This window comes from Okeania sp. SIO2B9 (genome assembly GCF_010672505.1).
Lineage (GTDB): Bacteria > Cyanobacteriota > Cyanobacteriia > Cyanobacteriales > Microcoleaceae > Okeania > Okeania hirsuta.
The window spans coordinates 1-2,219 of record NZ_JAAHGK010001261.1 but is presented as its reverse complement, the minus strand read 5'-3'; the positions used below and the strand labels follow the sequence as shown (position 1 = coordinate 2,219).

Sequence of the window (2,219 nt, the reverse complement as noted above, 5' to 3'; positions counted from 1 at the left end):
ACACCTACTACCTATTTTTTTATTCTTTTTTCACGCTTGGTATAACACCTACTACTTAATACCTAATACCTAATTCTGTGCAACCTCGCTTCAATAATGAATAATGAATAATGAATAATTACCTCTCCTTGAAAAGAAGAGGATTGACAAAGAGATGAAAATTTTTCTTTATTATCCCCGATCAAGGGGAGGCTTTAAACCACAATTTTTCGGTAAAAGTAAAATTGGTATAAGTATATATATCTACAAAAATTATTAGAACTGCGAATTAAATAATTTCCGGAAAACAACATAAGCAAAATGTAGTGCTATTTAAGGACAATAAATCAAGTATTTAAGCTTTTCAAGATTTTCTAACTATGGGGACATTAAAAAAATTAATACTGACTCAAATTTAAGGAATAAAGGAAGAATAGTAATGCAGAAATTTAGTAATAATACTCCCAAAATGTTTTCTAAACCTCAAGTTGGTGTAGTCGATGAAAAGATTACTTTTGATGAACCTGGAAGAGTTAAATTCAAAGCTACATATTGGCCTGCTATGCTTTTTAGAGGTTACAGCATGACTCTTGAACCTGGTGAAGAAGTTGCAGTTATCGGTCGTCAGGGAATTACATTATTAGTACGCCCTTTTTAGGAGTGGGGGGGGTGTGGGGAGTGAGGGAGTGGGTAGGGACATTGCATGCAAGGTCTCTACTAAGAGGGAACTCACTCCTACTGCTCCTGAGAGGAGAAGTAAACATCAGAATAATTTAATGCGCTCCTAGGGTGCTAATTGTCAAAAATACAATTTGGCTGATGTTCCTTTGACAAAAAGAGAATTTTTGACCTAAAAACTGGTATTAAAGCCATTCATTCTGATTCCTGACTCCTAAAAAATCACCTATTTATTTGTAGCAAATATTTATCAGACTTGTTATTAAACTTGTCGTTGTACAGCCAATAAAGTAATATCATCAAACTGTGTGGCACTACCAGTATGATTTAAAACACTAGTAGATATTTCTTTGAGTAAACCTTCCGCCGAAGCTGCTTTTTTCTCCACAAGTAACCGCAATTTTTCATTGGTAAAAAATTCACCTTTACCATTACGAGCTTCTGGTACTCCGTCTGTGTAACCCAACAAAATTTCACCAACTTCTAAGTGAGTTTGTTCAATTTTAAATTTCATATCGGGCAACATTCCAACTGCTGGACCTGTAGAATTTAACTCCTCCTTGATTTCTCCTGTAGCACTAATAATAAATAGTGGTTCATGACCACCATTAATATAAGTAATTTTACCATTATTTATGTCTAAAACCCCAAAGAAAAGTGTGGCAAACATTCCCACTTCGCCATGATTTTTCGCAATATAATTATTAGTCAAACATACAGCTTTCAAAGCATGATAGCAATCTTCAGTAGCTAGACCTCTATCTAAATACAATTTATCTTTTTCACCTCCTAAATCCTCATTCATTTCTTCAAAATAATTTTGACCAGAAAAAACTCTAATTAAGCTACGAAATAAACTCATAAATAATGCTGCTCCTACTCCTTTATCACAAACATCAGCAATTACTAATCCTACGGTATGATTAGAAAGTTCAAATACATCATAAAAATCACCAGCAACTTGTCTAGCTGGTTGAAAGAAACTCGCAATTTCCCAACCATTTTGTTGCGAAATTTGAGCAGGCAGAAAATTTTTCTGCATCTGATGACCTTGCTCTAATTCATAATTGAGAGCTTGAGAATAAGTTTTTACTTTTTCTAGACTTTCCTGTAAAGCTGCTTCAGCTTTTTTCCGCTCACTAATTGCTTGAGAAATTTTGATAAACATTAATTCAAAGGCATTAATTACTTCTCCTAATTCATCTTGTCTTTGGAGATAAGTTGAGCTAAATGCAGGTGGTTCTTGATCGTTATATATTGCTTCCCCTGCTTGATTCAAATCGCTTCTTAATAGTAGAATAGGGTTAATTACAATTGGTTCTAAACATAGCCAAACTGTAATTGTCAAAAACAGAGATATGATAATAACTAAACCAATAATTCGAGAAATATAAGCTACTAATTCTGGTTTTAGATTAGAACAATCATGGCGAATAATAATACTATAGTCTGTTTGCATATCTTTTCCAGACCAAATTAAGTCATCATAACGATAAACATTACTACTGGTGGAAAAGAAGAGTTTTTTGGAATTGTCACTTTCTGAAGTAAATAATTCCAAA

2 protein-coding genes are annotated in these 2,219 nt (G+C 33.4%); one reads left to right on the top strand and one right to left on the bottom strand.

The genetic code is table 11. The features are described from left to right. Positions 1–418: 418 nt before the first annotated feature. Positions 419–637, top strand: a complete 219-nt coding sequence (locus F6K13_RS29605; protein WP_240039111.1) for an NfeD family protein — start codon at positions 419–421, stop codon at positions 635–637. A gap of 282 nt (positions 638–919) precedes the next feature. On the opposite strand, the gene F6K13_RS29600 is transcribed toward F6K13_RS29605, so the two are convergent. Continuing rightward, a partial coding sequence (locus F6K13_RS29600) for a PP2C family protein-serine/threonine phosphatase (RefSeq protein ID WP_287289356.1) occupies positions 920–2,219 on the bottom strand: 1,300 nt, incomplete at its 5' end.